22 protein-coding genes and 1 pseudogene are annotated in these 18315 nt (G+C 72.1%); 14 read left to right on the top strand and 9 right to left on the bottom strand.

Annotation, left to right across the window (positions count from 1 at the left end; all coding sequences use genetic code 11):
* Positions 1-225, top strand: a 225-nt coding sequence (locus LOY02_RS12115; RefSeq protein ID WP_317182615.1) for a hypothetical protein, incomplete at its 5' end; no start/stop codon positions are given.
* On the opposite strand, the gene LOY02_RS12110 is transcribed toward LOY02_RS12115, so the two are convergent.
* Positions 212-631 (bottom strand): hypothetical protein, encoded by a 420-nt coding sequence (locus LOY02_RS12110; protein ID WP_317182614.1) that lies wholly within the window; start codon positions 629-631, stop codon positions 212-214. The genes LOY02_RS12115 and LOY02_RS12110 overlap by 14 nt on opposite strands.
* A gap of 208 nt (positions 632-839) precedes the next feature.
* Between LOY02_RS12110 and LOY02_RS12105 the strand changes: the two genes are divergently transcribed.
* From LOY02_RS12105 to LOY02_RS12095, 3 genes and pseudogenes are all read left to right on the top strand, one after another.
* The gene (locus tag LOY02_RS12105) at positions 840-1799 is read left to right on the top strand and encodes a lytic transglycosylase domain-containing protein (protein ID WP_317182613.1); all 960 of its coding nucleotides are present in this window, start codon (positions 840-842) and stop codon (positions 1797-1799) included.
* Positions 1800-1921: 122 nt separating this feature from the next.
* Complete coding sequence (locus LOY02_RS12100) at positions 1922-2197, top strand: hypothetical protein (protein ID WP_410505945.1); 276 nt, start codon at positions 1922-1924, stop codon at positions 2195-2197.
* Positions 2158-2331, top strand: a pseudogene (locus LOY02_RS12095) (uroporphyrinogen-III C-methyltransferase); the annotation flags it as partial. The gene LOY02_RS12100 and the pseudogene LOY02_RS12095, both read left to right, overlap by 40 nt.
* 90 nt (positions 2332-2421) lie before the next feature.
* Here LOY02_RS12095 and LOY02_RS12090 read toward each other — a convergent pair.
* The 3 genes from LOY02_RS12090 to LOY02_RS12080 all read right to left on the bottom strand — a co-directional run bounded on the left by LOY02_RS12090 (position 2422) and on the right by LOY02_RS12080 (position 5043).
* The gene (locus LOY02_RS12090; protein WP_317182612.1) at positions 2422-3363 is read right to left on the bottom strand and encodes an aminoglycoside phosphotransferase family protein; all 942 of its coding nucleotides are present in this window, start codon (positions 3361-3363) and stop codon (positions 2422-2424) included.
* Positions 3364-3380: 17 nt separating this feature from the next.
* Positions 3381-3992 carry a hypothetical protein gene (locus tag LOY02_RS12085; protein ID WP_317182611.1) on the bottom strand — a complete coding sequence of 204 codons (612 nt, stop codon included), beginning with the start codon at positions 3990-3992 and terminating at the stop codon, positions 3381-3383.
* Between the two features lie 103 nt (positions 3993-4095).
* The gene (locus tag LOY02_RS12080) at positions 4096-5043 is read right to left on the bottom strand and encodes an AraC family transcriptional regulator (protein ID WP_317182610.1); all 948 of its coding nucleotides are present in this window, start codon (positions 5041-5043) and stop codon (positions 4096-4098) included.
* Between the two features lie 156 nt (positions 5044-5199).
* Between LOY02_RS12080 and LOY02_RS12075 the strand changes: the two genes are divergently transcribed.
* Both LOY02_RS12075 and LOY02_RS12070 read left to right on the top strand, forming a co-directional pair.
* Positions 5200-6222 (top strand): NADP-dependent oxidoreductase, encoded by a 1023-nt coding sequence (locus LOY02_RS12075; RefSeq protein ID WP_410505946.1) that lies wholly within the window; start codon positions 5200-5202, stop codon positions 6220-6222.
* Positions 6219-6656 (top strand): pyridoxamine 5'-phosphate oxidase family protein, encoded by a 438-nt coding sequence (locus LOY02_RS12070; RefSeq protein ID WP_317182608.1) that lies wholly within the window; start codon positions 6219-6221, stop codon positions 6654-6656. Before LOY02_RS12075 ends, LOY02_RS12070 begins: the two co-directional genes overlap by 4 nt.
* 83 nt (positions 6657-6739) lie before the next feature.
* On the opposite strand, the gene LOY02_RS12065 is transcribed toward LOY02_RS12070, so the two are convergent.
* The 3 genes from LOY02_RS12065 to LOY02_RS12055 all read right to left on the bottom strand — a co-directional run bounded on the left by LOY02_RS12065 (position 6740) and on the right by LOY02_RS12055 (position 8428).
* Positions 6740-7393 (bottom strand): VWA domain-containing protein, encoded by a 654-nt coding sequence (locus LOY02_RS12065; protein WP_317182607.1) that lies wholly within the window; start codon positions 7391-7393, stop codon positions 6740-6742.
* Positions 7394-7431: 38 nt separating this feature from the next.
* Positions 7432-7836 carry a hypothetical protein gene (locus LOY02_RS12060; RefSeq protein WP_317182606.1) on the bottom strand — a complete coding sequence of 135 codons (405 nt, stop codon included), beginning with the start codon at positions 7834-7836 and terminating at the stop codon, positions 7432-7434.
* A 148-nt stretch (positions 7837-7984) separates the two neighbouring features.
* Positions 7985-8428, bottom strand: coding sequence for an SRPBCC family protein (locus LOY02_RS12055; protein ID WP_317182605.1), 444 nt, complete (start codon positions 8426-8428; stop codon positions 7985-7987).
* Positions 8429-8527: 99 nt separating this feature from the next.
* Here LOY02_RS12055 and LOY02_RS12050 point away from each other — a divergent pair, with 99 nt between their 5' ends.
* From LOY02_RS12050 to LOY02_RS12025, 6 genes are all read left to right on the top strand, one after another.
* Positions 8528-9361 (top strand): alpha/beta fold hydrolase, encoded by an 834-nt coding sequence (locus LOY02_RS12050; protein ID WP_317182604.1) that lies wholly within the window; start codon positions 8528-8530, stop codon positions 9359-9361.
* A 150-nt stretch (positions 9362-9511) separates the two neighbouring features.
* Complete coding sequence (locus tag LOY02_RS12045) at positions 9512-9895, top strand: YciI family protein (protein WP_317182603.1); 384 nt, start codon at positions 9512-9514, stop codon at positions 9893-9895.
* An 84-nt stretch (positions 9896-9979) separates the two neighbouring features.
* Positions 9980-11212 carry an acetyl-CoA carboxylase biotin carboxylase subunit family protein gene (locus tag LOY02_RS12040; RefSeq protein WP_317182602.1) on the top strand — a complete coding sequence of 411 codons (1233 nt, stop codon included), beginning with the start codon at positions 9980-9982 and terminating at the stop codon, positions 11210-11212.
* A 14-nt stretch (positions 11213-11226) separates the two neighbouring features.
* A complete protein-coding gene (locus tag LOY02_RS12035) occupies positions 11227-12186 on the top strand; it encodes a Type 1 glutamine amidotransferase-like domain-containing protein (protein WP_317182601.1) in 960 nt (319 codons plus the stop codon).
* Entirely contained in the window at positions 12183-13328 is a 1146-nt protein-coding gene (locus tag LOY02_RS12030) for an alpha/beta hydrolase-fold protein (protein ID WP_317182600.1), read from the top strand. Before LOY02_RS12035 ends, LOY02_RS12030 begins: the two co-directional genes overlap by 4 nt.
* A 12-nt stretch (positions 13329-13340) precedes the next feature.
* Positions 13341-14066, top strand: a complete 726-nt coding sequence (locus LOY02_RS12025) for an esterase family protein (RefSeq protein WP_317182599.1) — start codon at positions 13341-13343, stop codon at positions 14064-14066.
* Positions 14067-14110: 44 nt separating this feature from the next.
* Here LOY02_RS12025 and LOY02_RS12020 read toward each other — a convergent pair whose 3' ends face one another.
* Positions 14111-15667: a multicopper oxidase family protein gene (locus tag LOY02_RS12020; protein WP_317182598.1), complete on the bottom strand. Its 1557-nt coding sequence runs from the start codon at positions 15665-15667 to the stop codon at positions 14111-14113.
* On the bottom strand, positions 15664-16095 hold the full coding sequence (locus tag LOY02_RS12015; RefSeq protein ID WP_317182597.1) for a hypothetical protein: 432 nt from the start codon (positions 16093-16095) through the stop codon (positions 15664-15666). The genes LOY02_RS12020 and LOY02_RS12015 overlap by 4 nt, the downstream gene beginning before the upstream one ends.
* 148 nt (positions 16096-16243) lie before the next feature.
* On the opposite strand from LOY02_RS12015, the gene LOY02_RS12010 reads away from it, so the two are divergent.
* Both LOY02_RS12010 and LOY02_RS12005 read left to right on the top strand, forming a co-directional pair.
* On the top strand, positions 16244-17491 hold the full coding sequence (locus tag LOY02_RS12010) for a sensor histidine kinase (RefSeq protein WP_317182596.1): 1248 nt from the start codon (positions 16244-16246) through the stop codon (positions 17489-17491).
* Positions 17488-18189, top strand: a complete 702-nt coding sequence (locus LOY02_RS12005; RefSeq protein WP_317182595.1) for a response regulator transcription factor — start codon at positions 17488-17490, stop codon at positions 18187-18189. The genes LOY02_RS12010 and LOY02_RS12005 overlap by 4 nt, the downstream gene beginning before the upstream one ends.
* The last annotated feature ends 126 nt before the right edge of the window (positions 18190-18315 follow it).

Genomic DNA, 18315 nt, shown 5'->3' with positions numbered 1-18315 from the left:
CTCCAGCCGGGCTGGGGGCTGCGTCGGCCTGCGGGCTGCGCCGGGATGGGAGCGGTGCTGGGCTGGGAGCGGGGCTGTTGCTGGGAGCCGGCTCAGCGGCATACGGCATCCAGGGTGCCCACGGACGACCACGACCCGTGGGCCAGAGCCCTGTGCGAGCGAGCACGGACGGTGCTGGGGGTCGTCGCGGTAGTCCGTCGGCTCGGGCACCTCAGCCTGCGGTGAGCAGGCCGACGCCGAGCGTGGCGAGGCCGAGCGCGAGGAGGGCCGCACCGGCGAAGACGAGGGCGATGAGGCGGTTGGGCCGGTCGCGGCCCGCGCCCATCGACGAGAAGAAGAAGCCGCCCGGCATGAGCAACGCCGCCGCCGCGACGCCGGACCTCGCGACCCACTCCCAGAACCCGGTGAGGTCTGTCTGGTCGACGAAGAGCTGGCAGACGAGCGCGAGGACGAGGAGCACGCCGGCGTGGGCGTGCCCGGCGCGGGCGAACTTCTCCTGGAAGGGCGTCACCCCGGCCCGGCCGGTGACGACCCGAACGAGGTAGAGCCCGCCGGTCTCGACGGTGACGAGGGACAGGAAGAGGATCCCGGCGAGGATCCGAGAGCTCTCCGAGAGCAGGACCTGGTCCATGGTCGGTCCGCCTCCTTAACTGGATAGTGTTGCTCGCCAATAATGGATAGTTGCGCTATCCAAGTCAAAGGATTTACGTCTGCCCGACACCCCCCTTCTCTGTCGAGTGGCCCCGAAAGCCCGGGCGGGGGCCGTGGATCGAGGGCCCAGCCGAGTGGGTGCGACGGAACCCGGGCGCCGGCGCGTCCGGGCGACGTATGGTCGAAGGGTGCGGAGCGGGTCAGCGCGGGTGCGGCGCACGCCCCCGGCCATCGGGGGCGTCCTCCTCATGCTCGGTGCCGTCGTCGCGACACCGCCCCTGGCGGCGAGCGCCGATGGCGGGGCCATTGCCGGCAAGGACGCAGCCGTCGCCCCTCCCGCGGCGAGCGCGCCACCGACCCCGTCGCCCCTCCCCGCGCCGTCGCTGCCCTCGCCATCGACGACCGCAGCCAGCGACCCGGCTCCGTCAGCGGGTCCAGCCCTGGGCGCCGGTGCGGGCGAGTCCCTGCTCCGGCTCTACGACGTCGTCAAGGTGACTGCCGGCTACGTCGTGGCATCGCGCCTCGAGCCCGGCGGCGGCTCGGGCGCCCAACGGCGCGACTCCGACTGGAAGCCACCGGCGGATCTGCAGAAACCGCCCATCCCCATCATTCCGTCCGCAGCGCCGACCCGGGAACCGACGAAGTACGACGTGCTGGGTGAGGCCTACCGCAAGGCGGCCGACGCGCTGAGCGACCGCTGCAAGCTCCCCTCCTCCCTCCTCATGGCCATCGGCGAGGTCGAGTCGAGCTCGCTGCGCGGTCGCCGGCTCGACGCGCGCCACAACGTCGTCCCTCCCGTCATCGGCCCCGCACTGTCGGGCGGGCGCTTCGCCGCGATCAGGGACAGCGACGGCGGTCGGCTCGACGGCGACCCCGTCTGGGACCGCGCCGTCGGACCGATGCAGTTCATCCCGGGCACGTGGCGACTCTGGGGGGCGGACGGCAACGGCGACGGAGTCGCCGACCCGCAGAACGTCGACGACGCCGCGCTCGCCGCGGGACGCTACCTCTGTGCCGGCGGGCGAGACCTGTCGCAGCGCGCCGACCTCGAGGAGGCGGTCCTCTCCTACAACCACTCGCAGAGGTACCTCGCCACGGTCCTCGACCTGCACGACTCGCTCATGGAGGGCCTCGTCGCCGGCCCGTGACCGCACGAGGGCACCGCACGAGCCCAGCGGCATACGGCCGCTTGCGTCTCCTGCCTCAGACGAGACCACGCTCCCGGCAGCGCAGGGCGAGCTCGAAGCGGCTGCCTGCCTTCATGACCTCCATGAGTCCGGCAATCGAGCCAGGCCTCCAGGCTCACCTCGGTGGCGGCCTGGTCACCGTCGGGCGGGGCGAGGCGGGCCGCGGGCGGACCGCACGTGGACTCAAGATCCCGGCGGCCGACCTGCGTGACGACGTCGAGCGGGTCGTGCGCACGTTCCTCGCCGGCGTGCCGCGGGCGAGACCTTCGCTGCCTGGGCCCTGCGCAGAGGACGGTGAGCTGTCGCTCGCGCCGCCGACCGTGCGGCAGGCGTTCGCGTCGAGGTCGCCCCCGACGTGACGAGCGCGGTGTCCGTGCCTGCGGCTGCGGGCATCCCGATGACGCAGCGCGGGGTGGCGCGAGGCTTCTCAGTGGTCACTGGCCATGAGGCGATCCCCGCACTGCCGAGCCGCAAGGACCACATCCTCGTGCTGAAGGCGTTTGTGGCCACTCGACGAAGGCGTTTGGGGCCACTCGACGAGGGCGTTTGGGGCCACTCGACTGGGGTTGTTGGGGCCGGGCTGTCAGGCGACCGCTGTCAGAATGCGGTCGATCCGGGCCGGCGTCACCGGGTCGGCGGGCGTCTCACGGAACCACGCCGCGAGCCGCTCTCGCTCGTCGGGGTCGGTCTCGCCGATCCACCGCGCACACGCATACGACGTGATGTGCGCCTGCTCCGCCACGAGCATGGTGAAGTGCCCGGGCCGGGTGACCCGACCGGGCCCGCCCGCCTCGACGTAGGCGTCGTGCAGGCGCTGCGCCCGCTCCGGGTCGTCGTCGCCGAACTCGTAGACCACCATGGCCAGCTCCTGCGACGGGTCGGCGGGACCCATGTTCTCGAAGTCGATGACGCACACCCGGCCGTCGGCGCTCGCAAGAACGTTGTCGGCCCAGAGGTCTCGATGGCACACACGGGGGTTCTCGTGCGGCTCCATGACCTGCTCGACGGCGACGAGGTCGGGGAGCAGGACCTCGAGCTCACCGGCGAAGGGCGCCGCAGCCTCGACGAGACGTCGGTGCATGTCATGCCAGGCGTCCGCGCCCATCCCTGTCGCGAACCAGTTGCCCACCCGCTCCGTCGTCGGCTCACCGGCCCGGTGGAGCCGGGCCACCGTCCGTCCGACCTCTGCGGGATCCAGGCGCCGGCTTCGGGGGGCGAGGTCGACCCACTCCATGAGCCGCACCGGCGTGCCGGAGATGTCGGCCACGGCTGTGCCGTGGACCGAGGGACGGGGCTTGGGTGTGAAGACCCCCGCCGCCAGGGCCGCCTCGGAGAAGTCGTGGTTGGCCTCGACCGCGGTGACGTCGGGCGACGCGAACCACTCCTTGACCGCCCAGGAAGCACCGTCGACGTCGAGCCGCCAGATCTGGCCGAGCTGCCCCCGGGCCACCGGTCCACTCAGGACTGCGCCGGATCCGAGGCCGAAGGCCCGGGCCACTGCTGCGGCATCCGCTGTGGACAGCATTCTGGGCTCGGCGAGGGTCACGGCGCCAGGTGCCACCAGGCGAGGGCGGCAGTGCCCACGGCGACGAGCACGGCGGCCAGACCGAGGAGACGCCGTCCGCGGCTGGTGACGAGGACGGCGGCCGCGACCAGCGACAGGGCCGCGGCGGCGATGAGCTCCACGCGGCCGCGGTCGGTCGCGTCCCTCATGATGTCGAGCAGGGCCGCGGAGGGCAGCCGCCGGATGGAACCGTCCACGACGGAGGCCTCGACGAGCTCGGCTCCCGCCCGGACGGCGGCGAGGAGCCACCACCCCATCGCCATCCAGAAGAGTGCGGCGCCGAAGCGGTTGGTGCGCGAGGCCGGAGCCGCTGCAGCGGGGGAATCCGCCGGCGGAGCACGCCGAACCGGCGCCGAGGGCAGCTCGTCCGGGTCCGGCTTGGGCATCGGCGGGATGTAGCGCGGGGTCCTCTCGTCCACGGGCAGCCGCTGGGTCTCCTCCGGCACCCCGGACGCCAGGACCTGGGTATCGACCGGTGCCGCGGCCGTCACGACCTCGGTGCGCTCAGGCACCGGCCCGGGGATGGCCACGGTGAACTCACGCTCGTCGTGCTCCGCCACATCGGAGCCGGCACCGTGCGGGTGGGTCATGGGGCACAACGTACTCGCGCTCCCGCCCACCGGACCGGCAGTCGGGAGGCACACGCCGCGGTCTTGACCAAGTCGTGCCCAAACGCGACTCCCTGCACGTGCCTCAGGCCGCGGTCCGTCGCCGGACCTCGCTGGGGCGTGTGCCGAAGACGCGCTTGAACGCGACGCTGAGGCCGAACCCGCTCTGGTAGCCCACCTGGCGGGCGATGCTGTCCACGGTGAGGTCGGTCGTGCGCAGCAGGTCGGCGGCGAGGGAGAGCCGCCAGGTCGTCAGGTAGGCCATCGGGGTCTCGCCGACGAGCTCGGCGAACCGGCGCGCCAGGGTTGCTCGCGAGACCCCGGCCACCTCGGCCAGACGGGAGACCGTCCAGGTCTCGCCGGGGACGTCGTGCAGGGTTCGCAGCACCGGCCCCACGAGTGGGTCGGACAGGGCGCGATACCAGCCGGGTGCATCCTCGTCGCACTGCGCGAACCACTCGCGCAGCGTCGAGATGAGCAGCAGGTCGAGCAGCCGGTTGAGCACCGCCTGCTGGCCAGGCTGGACCCGCTCGACCTCGGCCACGGTGAGCTCCATGACCGGGCAGAGGTCGCCCTCGTCCGGCACGACGAGGACCGGTGGCAAGGCCCCGATCAGGCGCAGACCACTCGGGCTGCGCACGTCGTAGGAGCCGGTGAGCACGATGTTGGGCGCGTTGTGGGCGTCGCCGCAGGTGCGGGCGCCGAAGGAGGCGAGTGCGGGCGCGGAGGCGGCTCCCGCCTCGACCGTGCACGTCCCACCCGGACCTCGGACATACCTGGCAGGCCCGGGGTCGCCGGACCCGTCGGTGAGGGAGAAGGCGTGCCCCCCGGACACCACGGCGATGTCCCCCTCGGCAAGCGGCCGGTGGGCACCGTCGTCCAGGACCACTGCTCCGGATCCTCGGAGCATGACGACGAGCGTCAACGGCGAGCCGTCCTCGAAGCGCAGGGCCCAGGGGTTCTCGAGGAGGTTGCGAGCGAAGACCGCGCCGTCGGCTCGGACCTCGCTGAGCAGGGTCGACAGGACGTCCATGACCTTCAGCATAGACGCTCAGACATCAAACTGATCCTCGGGACCATTCACACTCTCAATCGGCTGCGATGTGCTGGTGCTCGCAGATCACCACACACCCAACCTGGAGGAATCCACATGACCACATCTGCCTCGAGATCGTCGACCCGCGCCGAGCTGACGGCCCCCGTCGCCACCCACACGCGGGAGGTTCGCCTGGCGAGGCGCCCCCACGGTGAGCCGTCCCTCGACGACTTCGCCCTCGCCGAGGTCCCGGTGCCCGTGCGCCGACCGGGCCAGCTCCTCGTGCGCAACACGTGGATGTCGGTCGACCCCTACATGCGCGGCCGGATGGACGACCGCGACTCCTACCTACCGCCCTTCCAGCTCGGCTCGGTCCTCGAGGGATCCGCCCTCGGTGAGGTGCTCGGGTCCGACGACCCCGCCTTCCCGGTCGGCTCGACCGTGGTGCACTTCGCCGGCTGGCGCGACCACGCCGTCATCGACGCCGTCACGGCCACGCGCGTCGACGTCGAGCACATCACGCCGCAGATGTATCTCGGCCCGCTGGGGACGACCGGCCTCACCGCGCACCTCGCACTCACCGAGAGCGCGCCGGTCCGGAGGGGGGACACGGTCCTCGTCTCGAGTGCCGCGGGCGCGGTCGGCTCGGTCGCCGGCCAGCTCGCACGGGCGCTCGGCGCCGGCCGGGTCATCGGTTCGGCGGGTGGCCCGGACAAGGTCGCTCTCCTGCGCGACGAACTGGGGTTCGACGCCGCGATCGACCACCGCCTCGGTGACCTTCCCGGCCAGGTCGCTGCGGCGGCCCCCGACGGCGTGGACGTCTACGTCGACCTCGTGGGCGGACCGATGCTCGAGGCCGTCCTGGGGACGATGAACGCCAACGGCCGCATCGCGGCTGTCGGCGCGGTGAGCGAGTACAACGCGGTCGAGCCGCCACCGGGCCCCCGCAACCTCTACACGATCGCCACCAAGCGGCTGTCCGTCCGGGGACTGCTCGTGACCGACCACCTCGACCGGTTCCCCGCCTGGTTCGCCGTCGCGGTCCCTCTCCTCGAGGCCGGCACGCTGGTCACGCTCGAGACGGTCCGTCACGGCCTCGACAGCGCACCCCAGGCCCTCATCGACCTACTGGCCGGCCGCAGCCGCGGCAAGATGCTCGTCGCGCTCGCATCATGACCGACCCGACCAGCCCGACCGGCGCTGCGCGCCTGACCACGGCAGACCGCGAGTTCCTCGACGGTCCGCGGCTGGGATTCCTGTCCTTCGGTCGCCCGCGCGCCTGGGGCCAGCCGGTCCCGGTGTGGTTCGAGTCGACGGATGAAGGGGTCCACCTGTTCACCGAGACCGCCTCCCGCAAGGTCGCGCGCGTGACCGCCGGGGACTGGGCCTCCCTCGTCGCGGCCAACGAGGTCGGGGAGCCGGAGCACTGGGTTGCGATCAGCGGACCGGCCCGGCTCGAGACCACTGGCGCAGGAGAGTTGGCGACCCGCCTCGGCGCCCGCTACTGGGACCTCACCGACCCCCGGCTGCGCGCCGTCGTCGACTCCTGGCGAACGGCCGACCTCGTCCGAATCGTCGTGCCCGCCGCCCGCGTCAGGCGTTACGGGTGACAAGGGCGGGAGGTATGCCGCTGGGCTGGCTCACGCGAGCCGGCCCAGCGGCATACGGCCTGGTGTTCCCCCGGTGGGCCGGCTCAGTCGCTGGCGTCGGCGCGCTGGTCGTCGTCGAAGGCGATGAGCTTCGCGGCCTGCTCCGGGGTGGCACCCGCGGCCACCGCGGCTCGGGTGCGACCGATGTTGCGTGACGTGGCCGCCATCATCGCGTCGACCTTGCCACGGCTGTACGTCATCGAGTGGCCGGCGGCGACGCCGAGGCTCGAGCCGACCTCGATGGCGTCCTGGTCGGCGCCGAGGTAGAGGAACTGCCAGTTGTAGGCCTTCGTCTGCTCCTCGATGAGCGCCTTGACGGCCGCGTGGGTCCACTCGCGCGAGGCGTTCTCGTGGCCGTCGGTCATGATGCCGATGATGACGATGCCCGGACGCTCCTCCTCGGGCAGGGCCGCCAGGCGCTCCCCCGTCGTCGTGACGAGTCGACCGATGGAGTCGAGCAGTGCCGTCGACCCGCGCGGGGCGAGGTGGAGGGGAGGGACCTCGGGGAGGGGCAGGTTGCGGTAGACCTCCTCGTACTCGTTGTCGAACTGCGCGAGGGTGACGCGGCACTCCCCGGACTGCTGCCGCTGCTCGGCGATGAAGGCGTTGAAGCCACCCTCGGTGTCGTCCTTGATCGACTGCATCGAACCGCTGCGGTCGAGCAGGAAGGCGATGTGCGTGAGGTTCGGGTTGGTCATGGTTCCCTCCTTGGTGGCGAGCCGGCATGGCGCGAGGCTCAGGTGTCGCGGCGGGCGCGGAAGCGCATCGGTCGTGGGGCCGTCTCCTCGTCAGCCCGTCGGTGACGCCCCTGCTCGAGGTCGTAGCGGGCGCGCTCCACGCCGGAGGCGGTGACCCGCCCGCCGTCCGGCGCTGCGTAGGCCGCGAGCATGGACGTCCGCGCGAGTCGGGGCCCCACGGCATTCTCCGAGAGACCCGCCAGGACGCCGGCCGTGCGGATCGTGCTGCCCTCGGCGAGGACGGCGGACGCCATCGCCTCGTCGATCGCGCGAGTGAGGTGGTCCTGCGCGGCGCGAAGGTGCGGCAGCGCAGCACTCGGCTGCTCGGGGTCGACGTGTCGCAGGGCCTCCTCCGCCGCCGCGACGGCGAGGGAGACGGGGCTCGGTGACTTCCTGGTGGGCATGCGCCCAGACTAGCGCAGTAACTGCGGCACCGCAATAGCCGGGGACGGCCCAGGCAACACGCCCGGATTCCTCGAACGCACCACGGATATTTCCGGGGTGGGCAGGGCAGTGCCGGGCGTGTTGCCGAAGGGTCCGAGGGCTGGGGGTTCAGCCGTGCGCGAGGAAGCGCCGCAACGCCAGGCCGTATGCCGCTCGCCCGGCTCGCGCGGTGAACCACCCGAGAGCGCGGGGGACGCCCCAGACCTCGATCTCCTGCCGCCAGTCCACGACCGAACCGGCCCCCAACGGCGTGACACGCAGCTCGATCGATCCGCGGACCACCCTTCCCTCCTTGCGAATCCGAGCCAGGCCCGCCTCCTGGTCCCCAGGCGGCGTGATCTCGTCCACGACCATGCGGTCGTCGAAGCCCAGCGGCCCCAGGCCGGTCCGTGCGACGAAGCAGGATCCCGGGCCCAGCTCGTCGGCAGCCACCATCCCGCTCGTGATCCTCGTCAGGGGAATGAGCCGGTCGTGGCGGCGGAGATCAAGCACCCGTCGCCACGCCTCCGGCGCCGGCAACGCGGAGGGCACCTGCACGTGAAACGTCGCCATGGCGCGACCCTAGGCTTGACCAGCAACCTACGGAAGCGTAGGTTACCAAGAAGTAGCCTTCGGTGCGCAGAGCGCCGAGACACTGCAGGAGGCACCTCGATGACCGCACACACGGCCAAGCTGCACGGGCACGAGCTGGCGTACGTCGACAGCGGCACCGGGCCCGCCATCCTGTTCATCCACGGGCTCCTCGGGACCAACGCCAACTGGTCCCACCTCGTCACCGCCCTCGAGAGCAGCCACCGGGTCGTGGTCCCCGACCTCTTCGGCCATGGTGCGTCCGACAAGCCGATGGGCGACTACTCCCTCGGGGCACACGCGGCAACGCTTCGAGACCTCCTCGACCGGCTCGACATCGAGCGGGTCACACTGGTCGGGCACTCCCTCGGCGGCGGCATCGCCCTCCAGTTCTGCTACCTCTTCCCCGAGCGGGTCGACCGCCTCGTCCTCGTCTCGAGCGGGGGACTCGGCCGCGCCGTGAGCCCAGTGCTGCGGGCCGCAGCGCTCCCCGGCGCTGAGCTGGTCATCCCAGTGATCGCGTCGGGGTGGGTCCGCAGCCGGCTCGAAGGGCTCGGCGGAGCACTGGCGCGAATCGGAGTGCGCCCCCCAGCGGACGTGCGGGAGGCGTGGCGGGGGTTCACGTCGCTGGGTGACGCCGACAGCCGCCGGGCCTTCCTCGCCACCACCCGAGCGGTCATCGATCCGGGTGGACAGACCGTGACGGCCCACGACCACCTCCCCATGGAGACGGACATCCGCACCCTCGTCGTCTGGGGGACCCGGGACCGGATGATCCCGGCGTGGCACGCCACCACCGCCCACGGGGCCATCCCGAGCAGCCGGGTCGAGCTCTTCGACGGAGCTGGACACTTCCCGCACCTCGAGGAACCCGAGCGGTTCGCCGCCCTGCTGAGCGAGTTCATGGCCGACTGACGGGCCTGCCGGGGAGGGCCACCTGGGTGCGGGAGCCGGCTCAGCGGCATACGGCAGCCGCTTCCCGACGTGATGTCGAAACCTCGGTGCGCTGCTCGACGGGACGGTGACAGGCTGGGACCCACCCGGCCCGCACCCAAGGAGATCGCCATGCGCTACCTGATGATCCACAAGCTGGACGAGAGCATCCCGGAGGCTTGGAACCCGAGTCCTGAGTTCATCGAGAAGATGGGCGCCTACATGGAGGAGGTCCAGGCCTCGGGCGTCCTCCTCGCCGGCGAGGGCGTCCACCGGAGCAGCGAGGGGGCCCTGATCCGCAAGGATGCGAAGGGTGTCTCCGTCACCGACGGCCCGTTCTCCGAGGCGCGCGAGGTCATCGGTGGCTTCGCCCTGGTCAACGTCGCCGACAAGGCCGAGGCCATCGAGTACGGCCGCCGCTTCGCGGAGCTCTTCCCCGAGGTCAGCGTCGAGATCCGACGCGTCGTCGAGGAGGAGGACCTCGCCGAGCTGCTCGGCGACCAGACGGCAGGGTGAGGAACCGCCGTCGGGCGCCGCGCGCCTGAGGCCCCACCTCCCCATCCGTGACGTCCACCCCACCGCCCGCCTAGGGTCGGTGGGGTGAACATCATCTTCGTCGAGCCGGCCTTCCCGGCCAACCAGCGCCGCTTCGTCCACGCGCTCGCGTCGGTCGGTGCGGACGTCTACGGCATCGGCGAGTCCGAGGAGGCCCACCTCGGGGACGAGCTGCGCGCCGCCCTGCGGGGCTACGTCCGCGTCGGCTCGGTGACCAACGTGCAGCAGCTCATCGACGCGGTTCGTCACGTCCAGGGCCAGGTCTGGGTCGACGCGCTCGAGGCCACGGTCGAGGCCCACACCATGCCCGCCGCCCAGGCGCGCGAAGCGACGAACATCCCCGGCACGAGCGTGCGCACCACGTGGCTGTGCCGGGACAAGCCCTCGATGAAGGAGGCGCTCCGGGCCGCCGGCGTGCCCACCGCTGCCTCGGCCGCCGTCGACTCCTCAGCCGAGGCGAAGGACTTCGCGGACCGGGTCGGCTACCCGCTCGTCGTCAAACCGCGCGCCGGGGCGGGGGCCCAGGGCACGGTGCGCGTCGACAGCGACGACGACCTCGCCCGGGTCCTGCACCGCTTCGGCGACGAGGGAGCGACCTCGCTCGCCATCGAGGAGTTCGTCGAGGGGCACGAGGGCTTCTACGACACCATCACCCTGGACGGCCGGGTCGTCCACGACTGGGCGACCCACTACTACCCCAACGTCCTCGAGGCGATGCGAGACCGGCGAATCTCGCCGCAGTTCATCACGACGAACCGCCTCGACGACCCCGCCGCCGGCCCCTTCTACGGCGAGGTCCGTGAGCTGGGGCGTCGCGTCATCGAGGCGCTCGGCATCGAGACGTCAGCGACCCACATGGAGTGGTTCTACGGGCCGAAGGGGCTGCGCTTCTCCGAGATCGGTTGCCGCCCGCCGGGGGTCGGCGCCTGGGACGTCTACTCCGCCGCCAACGACGTCGACGTCTACCGGGAGTGGGCGAGCGTGATCACCCACCGCCGCCCGGAGCGACAGCTGTCCCGGGCGTATGCCGCTGGGCTCGTCGCGCTCCGACCTGACCGTGACGGTGTGGTGACGGGCTACGACGGCATCGACGAGATCCAGCAGCGCTACGGCGAGTGGATCCTCGACGGGCACTTCCCGCCCGTGGGACAGGCCACCCAGCCGGTCGAGGCCGGTTACCTGGCCAACGCCTACGTCCGGCTGCGCCACCCGGACTACGACGCCGCGCGCGCGATGCTCGACGACGTCGGGCGCACCATCACGGTCCACGCCGGCTGACGTCGGGACGACCGGTGACGACGATCCTCCTGGGGCCACAGCGCTTCACGACCACGGTGCAGGCCGTCCTCCGTGGCCTCGGCGGGGACGGACCGGTAGCCGTGGTCAACGCCGGCTGGGAGGAGCGCGAGTCCGACGACGGCGAGCTGCGGGGCCTGCTCGACGACCGGGCCGTGAACGTCAGCCTCTACCAGCGGGCCGTGGAGCTGTTGGGGGCCGACCATGAGCTCCGGGCCGCCGTCCTCGAGCACCGCGCCCGCCACGCCGAGCTGCGCACCTACTACGGCATCCGGCTCCAGGCCGCCTGGGACACCGTCTTCGCGGTGCGGCGCCGGTCGTCGACGCACGGCCTTGCCGAGAGCGCGCTGCAGTCCGCGATGCAGGCCTTGCGCGACGTCGACGACTGGTACGCCTACGAGGTCGCGCGCATCGTGGAGACCACCGCGACATCCCAGGTCGTGCTGGCGAGCGAGGGCCTGGCCCAGCACCGCCGCGAGGTCGGCGAGATCCTCGAGCGTGCAGCCGTCGTCGTCGTCGCAGGCGGCCACGTCGGGATCCTCATGGAGACGCTTCGGCTCCTCGACGTCGCCATCCCGACGCACACACCAGTGATCGCGTGGTCGGCCGGCGCGATGGCGCTGTGCGACCCGGTCGTGCTCTTCCACGACTTCGCTCCGCAGGGAGTGACCGCCCCCGAGGTCCACGACCGTGGCCTGGGCCGGCTGCGCGGGGTCATCCCACTGCCGCATGCCCGGCGCCGCCTGGCGCTGGAGGACCGGGAACGGATGGCCGTCTTCGCGGACCGGTTCGCCGCACACCACCTGGTCCCCCTCGACGACGGCACGGTGGTGCACTTCGCCGATGAGGACGCCGGGCGCGCGGGGCGCGCGGGGCGAGCGGGGCGCGCGCCGCTGCCCGACGGGACACGCCACGTCAGCCTGGATGGTGCCATCGTCAACCGGGAGTCCTCGTGACCGCCCGCCTCGCCATCAACCGGCTGCGAGACCGGGAGCCGCTCGACGGGGCGGCGGTCGACCGATTCCTCGCCCGGCACGGCTCGCCCATCATCGAGGGCGAGCGGGCCACCTTCCTGTGGCGGGGCGAGGCCGAGGCGGTTCGCGTGCGCCACCGCGTCGTCGGGCTGCCCGACCCGCTCGGGATGAAGCGGCTGGCCGGGACCGACCTCTGGGCCGTGACGACCGTGCTGCCCGAGGGGTCACGCGTCGAATACCAGATCGAGATCCGGCGGGGGGAGCAGTACGAGCAGTTCAACGACCCGCTCAACCCGCGGCTGGCACACAGCCCGCTCGGGTCCTCGTCCGTGTGCGCGAGCCTCGGCTACCGCGTCCCGGAGTGGGTCGGCTTCGACCCTGAGGCCCGGCCCGGCCGGCTCGTCGAGGACGTGGTCCGGAGCAAGGCCCTGCGGCGGGACCAGCCCATCCACGTCTATCTCCCGGCCCGCTTCAACCGGGCCCTGCGCTACCCGCTCCTCGTCGTCCACGACGGCTCGGACTACCTCAACTTCGCGGACATGAAGACCGTCCTCGACAACCTCATCCACCGGCTCGACGTGGACCCCCTCGTCGCCGTCTTCGTGCCGCCGGTCGACCGCCTGCGCGAGTACCCCGACCACGCGCCGCACGCCCGGTTCGTCGCGCGCGAGCTCGTCCCGCTCCTCACGGAGCGGCTCCCGCTCGTCGACGCTCCTGAGGCCCGTTGCCTCATGGGCTCGAGCTTCGGCGGGGTCGCGTCGCTGTCGACGGCGGTCCGCTATCCCGGATTCTTCGGCTCGCTGCTGCTCCAGTCCGCCTCGCTCGTGTTCACCGACATCGGCTTCGAGCACGGGGGTGGGCCGGCCTTCGACCCGGTGGTCAAGTTCGTCAACCGCTACCGGGCCAGACCGACCGCGGTGGTCGAGCGCATCTATCTCTCCTGCGGCGTCTACGAGCCGCTCATCACCCCGAACCGGTCGATGATCCCGGTCTTCCGGCAGACCGGGATGCAGGTTCGCTACACCGAGGCGCGCGACGGTCACAACTGGGAGAACTGGCGCGACCGGCTCGGCGACGGCCTCTCCTGGCTCTTCCCGGGACCGCAGAAGTTCGTCTACGAGTAGGAGACTGCCGCCATGAAGACGAGCGACCGGTGGTACTCCGACCGCCTGCGGACCGAGATCACCGTGGCGCGGTGGGGCACCTACGGCACGCCCGTCATCCTCTTCCCGAGCGCGGGCGGCGATGCCGAGGAGGTCGAGCGGTTCGAGATGATCGCGCACCTGGCGCCCCTCATCGACGCCGGCCGCGCGAAGGTCTACTCCTGCGACAGTGTCGCCGGCAGGGCCATGCTGGACCGGGTCGGGACTCCGGACCAGCGACTCGCCCTCTTCAACGCGTTCCACCAGGCGGTGGCCGAGGAGATCATCCCGGCGATCCACAGCGACTCCGGCGGCCCGTTGCCGGTCGTCGTGGCCGGCGCGTCGATCGGCGCCTTCAACTCGCTGGCGATGATCTGCCGTTACCCGCACCTGGTCGACTCGGCCATCTGCATGAGTGGCACGTACTCCATCGAGAAGTTCATCGGTGGACGATTCACCGACGACCTCTACTACAGCTCGCCGCTCCACTTCCTCCCCGGGCTCGAGGGGCCCACCCTCGACCTGCTGCGCCAGCGGATGGTCATCCTCGCCTCGGGCAGCGGTCAGTGGGAGGACGTCGGGGAGTCCTGGACCGTGGCGAAGGTCCTCGGGGCCAAGGGCATCCCGAACCGCGTCGATGACTGGGGGCCGGACTACAAGCACGACTGGCCGACCTGGTGGGAGATGCTGCCGATGTACCTCGACGACCTGCTGCCCTGACGTCGCCGTCCCGCCGGATCCCCCCGCCCGACGCCGGCCGCACGTCAGACGATGGTGAAGTTGGCCATCATCGCCATGTCCTCGTGCTCGAGGTTGTGGCAGTGCATGACATAGCGTCCCCGGTAGCCCTCGATCCGTGTGAGCACCTCGACGGCCCCACCCGGACGCAGGTCGACCGTGTCCTTCCAGCCGCCGTCACCGCCGACGACCTGCATCCGCAGGAGGTGGACGTGGATGGGATGGTGCACATCGCTGGTGAACCGCCACCGCTCCACGGTGCCGAGGGTCGGCCGGGCCACGTCCACGCCGCTGCCGAAGGTCACGCCGTTGACGGTCCACTGGTGCGCGAGGTCGTTGTGCCCGCTGTAGCCCGCGCTCGCGTGCGGGTCGCCTGCGAGGAGGCTGAAGTGGAAGCTCCGCGTCGAGACGGCCTCACCCGGCTCGATCTGCTCGAGGTCGGCGAGTCGCTCGGGGACGCGTGTGTCGTCCGACGGCACAGCCCGCGCCACGACGAACTGCATGATGCCGCCGACGACGTCAGGGTCGAGCCGGTCCCGCAGGGTCACGCGCGTCCCCACCGGCAGGCCGCCGAAGTCGACGACGACCTCGACGCGTTCGCCTTGCGCGAGGGTCACCGACGACCGGGGCCGCGGTCGGTCGAGCAGCCCCTGGTCCGTGCCGATCTGGGTGAAGGGCTGCTCGGAGCGGGCCCCGTCGAGGACCAGCTCGTAGCGTCGCGCCGAGGAGGCGTTGAGCAGGCGTAGGCGGTACCGCGCAGCGGCGACGTCGTGGACCGGCCACGGCGCCCCGTTGACGAGCACGACGTCGCCGAGCACCCCTCCCATGTAGCGGCGCTCGACGCCGGGGCGGGACCGGTCGGCGAAGAGGGCGGGATAGAGCAGCTCGGCGTCGGGGCCGAACGAGCGGTCCGCGATGACGAGGGGCAGGTCGCGATCGCCCGACGGCAGCCCCAGTGCCTCGTCGCGCTCGTCGTCGACGACGAACAGGCCGGCCAGGCCTCGGTAGACGTTCGGGCCGGTGAAGTCCATGGTGTGGTCGTGGTACCAGAGGGTGGCCGCCGGCTGCTCGAGCGGGTAGCGGTAGGTCCGCACCAGGGTGGTCGACTGGCCGCGGGGGCCCATGGCCGGCGGCTCCGCGACACCGAGGGGCAGGACGAAGTCCGTCGGGTAGCCGTCCGACTCGGGTGGGGTGTGCCCGCCGTGCAGGTGCAGCACCGTGGGCACTGGCAGCTCGTTGCGCAGCCGGAGCTCGAGCGGGTGCCCGGACCGGCCGCGGACCGTCGGACCCGGGAACGCCCCGTCGTAGCCCCACACCGCGGTCCGACGGCCGGGGAGGATCTCGACGTCCGCCTCGCGCGCCGTGATCGTGACCCGGTCCGTCCCTCTCGGAGAGCGGGTCGCCGTCGCCGTCGGCGGGATGGGGAGGGGGACCTGGAACCGTCGGGGCAGGGGAACCGCGCTCGGCAACAGCGTGCCGGTCGATCCCAGCGGCTGGCTGGCCGCCCGCCACAGGGCACCGGAGGCCACGGTCGCGGTGCCGAGCCCCAGCACGCCGAGCGCCTGTCGCCGCGTCACCGTCACGCTGCACCCCTCGTCCGTCGCGGCGACCAGGCCCAGCCGAGCAGTGCGAGGCCGGTCGCGACGATTCCGACGCCGAGCGGCAGGTGCACTCCCAGCGTCCGGGAGTACCCGGCCACGACCTGGATGACGACGAGCACGGAGAGGAGCGCCGTCACCGCGAGCGGGAACGCGCCGAGCCGCCCCGGACGCCACGCCAGCACCGCCGCGACGAGGACGACCCACGTCAGCGGGATGAGCATGGAGCCGATGTCTCCGTGCGGCTTGAGGGACTCGAAGGAGCCCTCGAGGAACCGGCCGGCGAGCAGTGGTTGCGCGACGAGGAGGGCGGCATACGGCACGAGGAGGATGCGCAGCAGCCAGAGGAAACCGGTGCGCGGCCCGCGACGGACGGGGGCCGTGGCCGGCCGCGTGGAGGTGGAGGTGGTCACCTGACGACGGTAGGAGGCGCGCGTCCGGTCGCGCGTCCGCGCTCGAGTCGGTTCCCGTTACGCATCTTGACGTATGCCGCTGGGCTTGCTGTGCGTCGTGACGAGGACTCCCAGCGTGGCCGGTTCGCCTTACGCTCGAATGGTGTGGATGACCTCGGGCAACGACGGCTCTGGCCGGACGACGGACCTCGTGCTCGGCGCGCTCACCTTCGTCACGGTCGCGATCCCGATGGCGACGAACCACCCCTCGCCCGGGGACCGCTCGGTCGATGCGTTCGCCTGGCTCCTGCCGGTGGTGCTCGCGGCCCTGTTGCTCGTGCGGCGGCGCTGGCCGGTCATGGTCATGCTGACGTCGGGTGCCGTGCTCCTCGGCTACTACGCGCTGCGGTACCCACCGGTGGGGCTCGAGCTGCCCCTGGCTGCCTCCTTCTACACGGTGGCCGAGGCCGGCCGGGTCTGGTGGGGCGTCGGCTACGGGCTGCTCCTCCAGGTGTTCGGGTTCGGCGCACGCCTGGCGCAGGGTCAGGACCAGCAGGTCCTCTTCGCGTTCGAGGCGCCACCCGCGATCGCCATCACGGCGGGCGCACTGGCTCTGGGCGACGCGACCCGGCAGCGGCGCCTGCACCGGCTCGAACGGGCGCGTGCCGAGGCAGCAGCCGCGCTCGAGCACGAGCTGGAGGCGGAGCGTCGCGTGGAGCAGGAGCGGGTGCACCTCGCGCGGGAGCTCCATGACGTGCTGGCGCACAGTGTCTCCGTCGTGAGCATCCAGGCCGGTGTCGCGGCAGAAGCCATCGAGGACGACGACCGGGCGGCCGCGGCCCGCTCCATCGCGTCGATCCGCAGTACGGCGAGCCGGGCGATGCGCGACCTGCGCGCGACCCTCGGCATTCTTCGCGGCGAAGCGGGTTCGCACGCCGATTCCGGGAACGGCATGGGGCCTCGGGGGGTCGGCAGGGCGCCGGTGGGCTCCCTCGAGCACCTGGAGACCCTGGCCGACACCGCCAGGGCCGCCGGGGTCGACGTCCGCGTGGAGATCGCCGAGGGCGCGCTGCAGGTCCCGAGCGCCGTCGACACGACGGCCTACCGGGTCGTGCAGGAGGCACTCACCAACGTGCTGCGCCACTCCGGTGCGTCCAGCGCAGCGGTCCGGGTGGCGCTCTCGGACGGTCACCTCGACGTGTGCGTCACCGACGACGGACGTGGACCGCTGCCCGGCCCGATCGGCTCCTCGGACGATGCGTCGCCCGAGGTCTCGGGAAAGGCACCCGGTGGAGCATCGAGCGGAGGGCACGGCCTGGTCGGTATGCGTGAACGGGTGGCCCTCGTCGGGGGGACGGTCGTCGCCGGACCCGCACCGGGCGGCGGCTTTCAGGTTCGGGCGAGGTTGCCACTGTGAGCGGTTCGTCGAGCGGCCAGGGCGCGGGGACCATCCGCGTCGTCATCTGCGACGACCAGGCCCTCGTTCGGGAGGGGCTGCGCGCGCTGCTCGACCGGGCTCCCGACATCGAGGTCGTCGGGGAAGCAGCTGACGGGAAACAGGGCATCCTCACGACGCGCCGCACCCGTCCCGACGTCGTCCTCATGGACGTGCGCATGCCCGGCCTCGACGGGATCTCCGCGACGGAGGCGATCCTCGCGGATCCGGACCTCGGCTCGGTGCGGGTCGTCGTGCTGACCACCTTCGACACCGACGAGCACGTCTTCGACGCCATCCGGGCAGGCGCGGCCGGGTTCCTGCTCAAGGACACGTCTCCTGACGCCCTGCGCGACGCCGTCCGCGTCGTGGCCCGCGGCGACTCGCTCCTGTCGCCCGCGGTGACGGCGCGGGTCATGGAGGCGGCCCGTTCGGGAGCAGCGCGACCGTCCGGGCTCGACCGGCTGGCGTCACTCACGCAGCGCGAACGCGAGGTCCTCGCACAGGTCGGGCGGGGCCTCAGCAACGACGAGATCGCCCGGGCGCTCTTCATCAGCCCGGCCACGGCGCGGACGCACATCGGCCGACTCCTCGCGAAGACGTCGACCCGCGACCGGGCGGGACTCGTCGTCCTCGCCTACGAGGCGGGCCTCGTCCGTCCCGGCGACACCTCCCCCTGACTCCCGACCCCCACACGTCGAGTGGCCCCGAATGCGCGGGGTGGGCCCGGCGTTTGTGGCCACTCGACGGGGAGGGGGGCGTCGAGTGGCCCCGAATGCGCGGGGTGGGCCCGGCGTTTGTGGTGC

The organism is Intrasporangium sp. (assembly GCF_032907665.1).
Lineage (GTDB): Bacteria > Actinomycetota > Actinomycetes > Actinomycetales > Dermatophilaceae > Intrasporangium.
The sequence above is the reverse complement of the archived record's forward strand: the minus strand, read 5'-3'. Positions and strand labels throughout refer to the sequence as shown.

What these genes read in the sequence shown, in the direction of transcription:
- LOY02_RS12110 (WP_317182614.1), bottom strand. Translation starts at nt 631, where the DNA reads ATGGACCAGGTCCTGCTCTCGGAGAGCTCTCGGATCCTCGCCGGGATC.
- LOY02_RS12100 (WP_410505945.1), top strand. Translation starts at nt 1,922, where the DNA reads ATGAGTCCGGCAATCGAGCCAGGCCTCCAGGCTCACCTCGGTGGCGGC.
- LOY02_RS12090 (WP_317182612.1), bottom strand. Translation starts at nt 3,363, where the DNA reads ATGCTGTCCACAGCGGATGCCGCAGCAGTGGCCCGGGCCTTCGGCCTC.
- LOY02_RS12085 (WP_317182611.1), bottom strand. Translation starts at nt 3,992, where the DNA reads ATGACCCACCCGCACGGTGCCGGCTCCGATGTGGCGGAGCACGACGAG.
- LOY02_RS12080 (WP_317182610.1), bottom strand. Translation starts at nt 5,043, where the DNA reads ATGGACGTCCTGTCGACCCTGCTCAGCGAGGTCCGAGCCGACGGCGCG.
- LOY02_RS12070 (WP_317182608.1), top strand. Translation starts at nt 6,219, where the DNA reads ATGACCGACCCGACCAGCCCGACCGGCGCTGCGCGCCTGACCACGGCA.
- LOY02_RS12065 (WP_317182607.1), bottom strand. Translation starts at nt 7,393, where the DNA reads ATGACCAACCCGAACCTCACGCACATCGCCTTCCTGCTCGACCGCAGC.
- LOY02_RS12060 (WP_317182606.1), bottom strand. Translation starts at nt 7,836, where the DNA reads ATGCCCACCAGGAAGTCACCGAGCCCCGTCTCCCTCGCCGTCGCGGCG.
- LOY02_RS12055 (WP_317182605.1), bottom strand. Translation starts at nt 8,428, where the DNA reads ATGGCGACGTTTCACGTGCAGGTGCCCTCCGCGTTGCCGGCGCCGGAG.
- LOY02_RS12050 (WP_317182604.1), top strand. Translation starts at nt 8,528, where the DNA reads ATGACCGCACACACGGCCAAGCTGCACGGGCACGAGCTGGCGTACGTC.
- LOY02_RS12045 (WP_317182603.1), top strand. Translation starts at nt 9,512, where the DNA reads ATGCGCTACCTGATGATCCACAAGCTGGACGAGAGCATCCCGGAGGCT.
- LOY02_RS12025 (WP_317182599.1), top strand. Translation starts at nt 13,341, where the DNA reads ATGAAGACGAGCGACCGGTGGTACTCCGACCGCCTGCGGACCGAGATC.
- LOY02_RS12010 (WP_317182596.1), top strand. Translation starts at nt 16,244, where the DNA reads ATGACCTCGGGCAACGACGGCTCTGGCCGGACGACGGACCTCGTGCTC.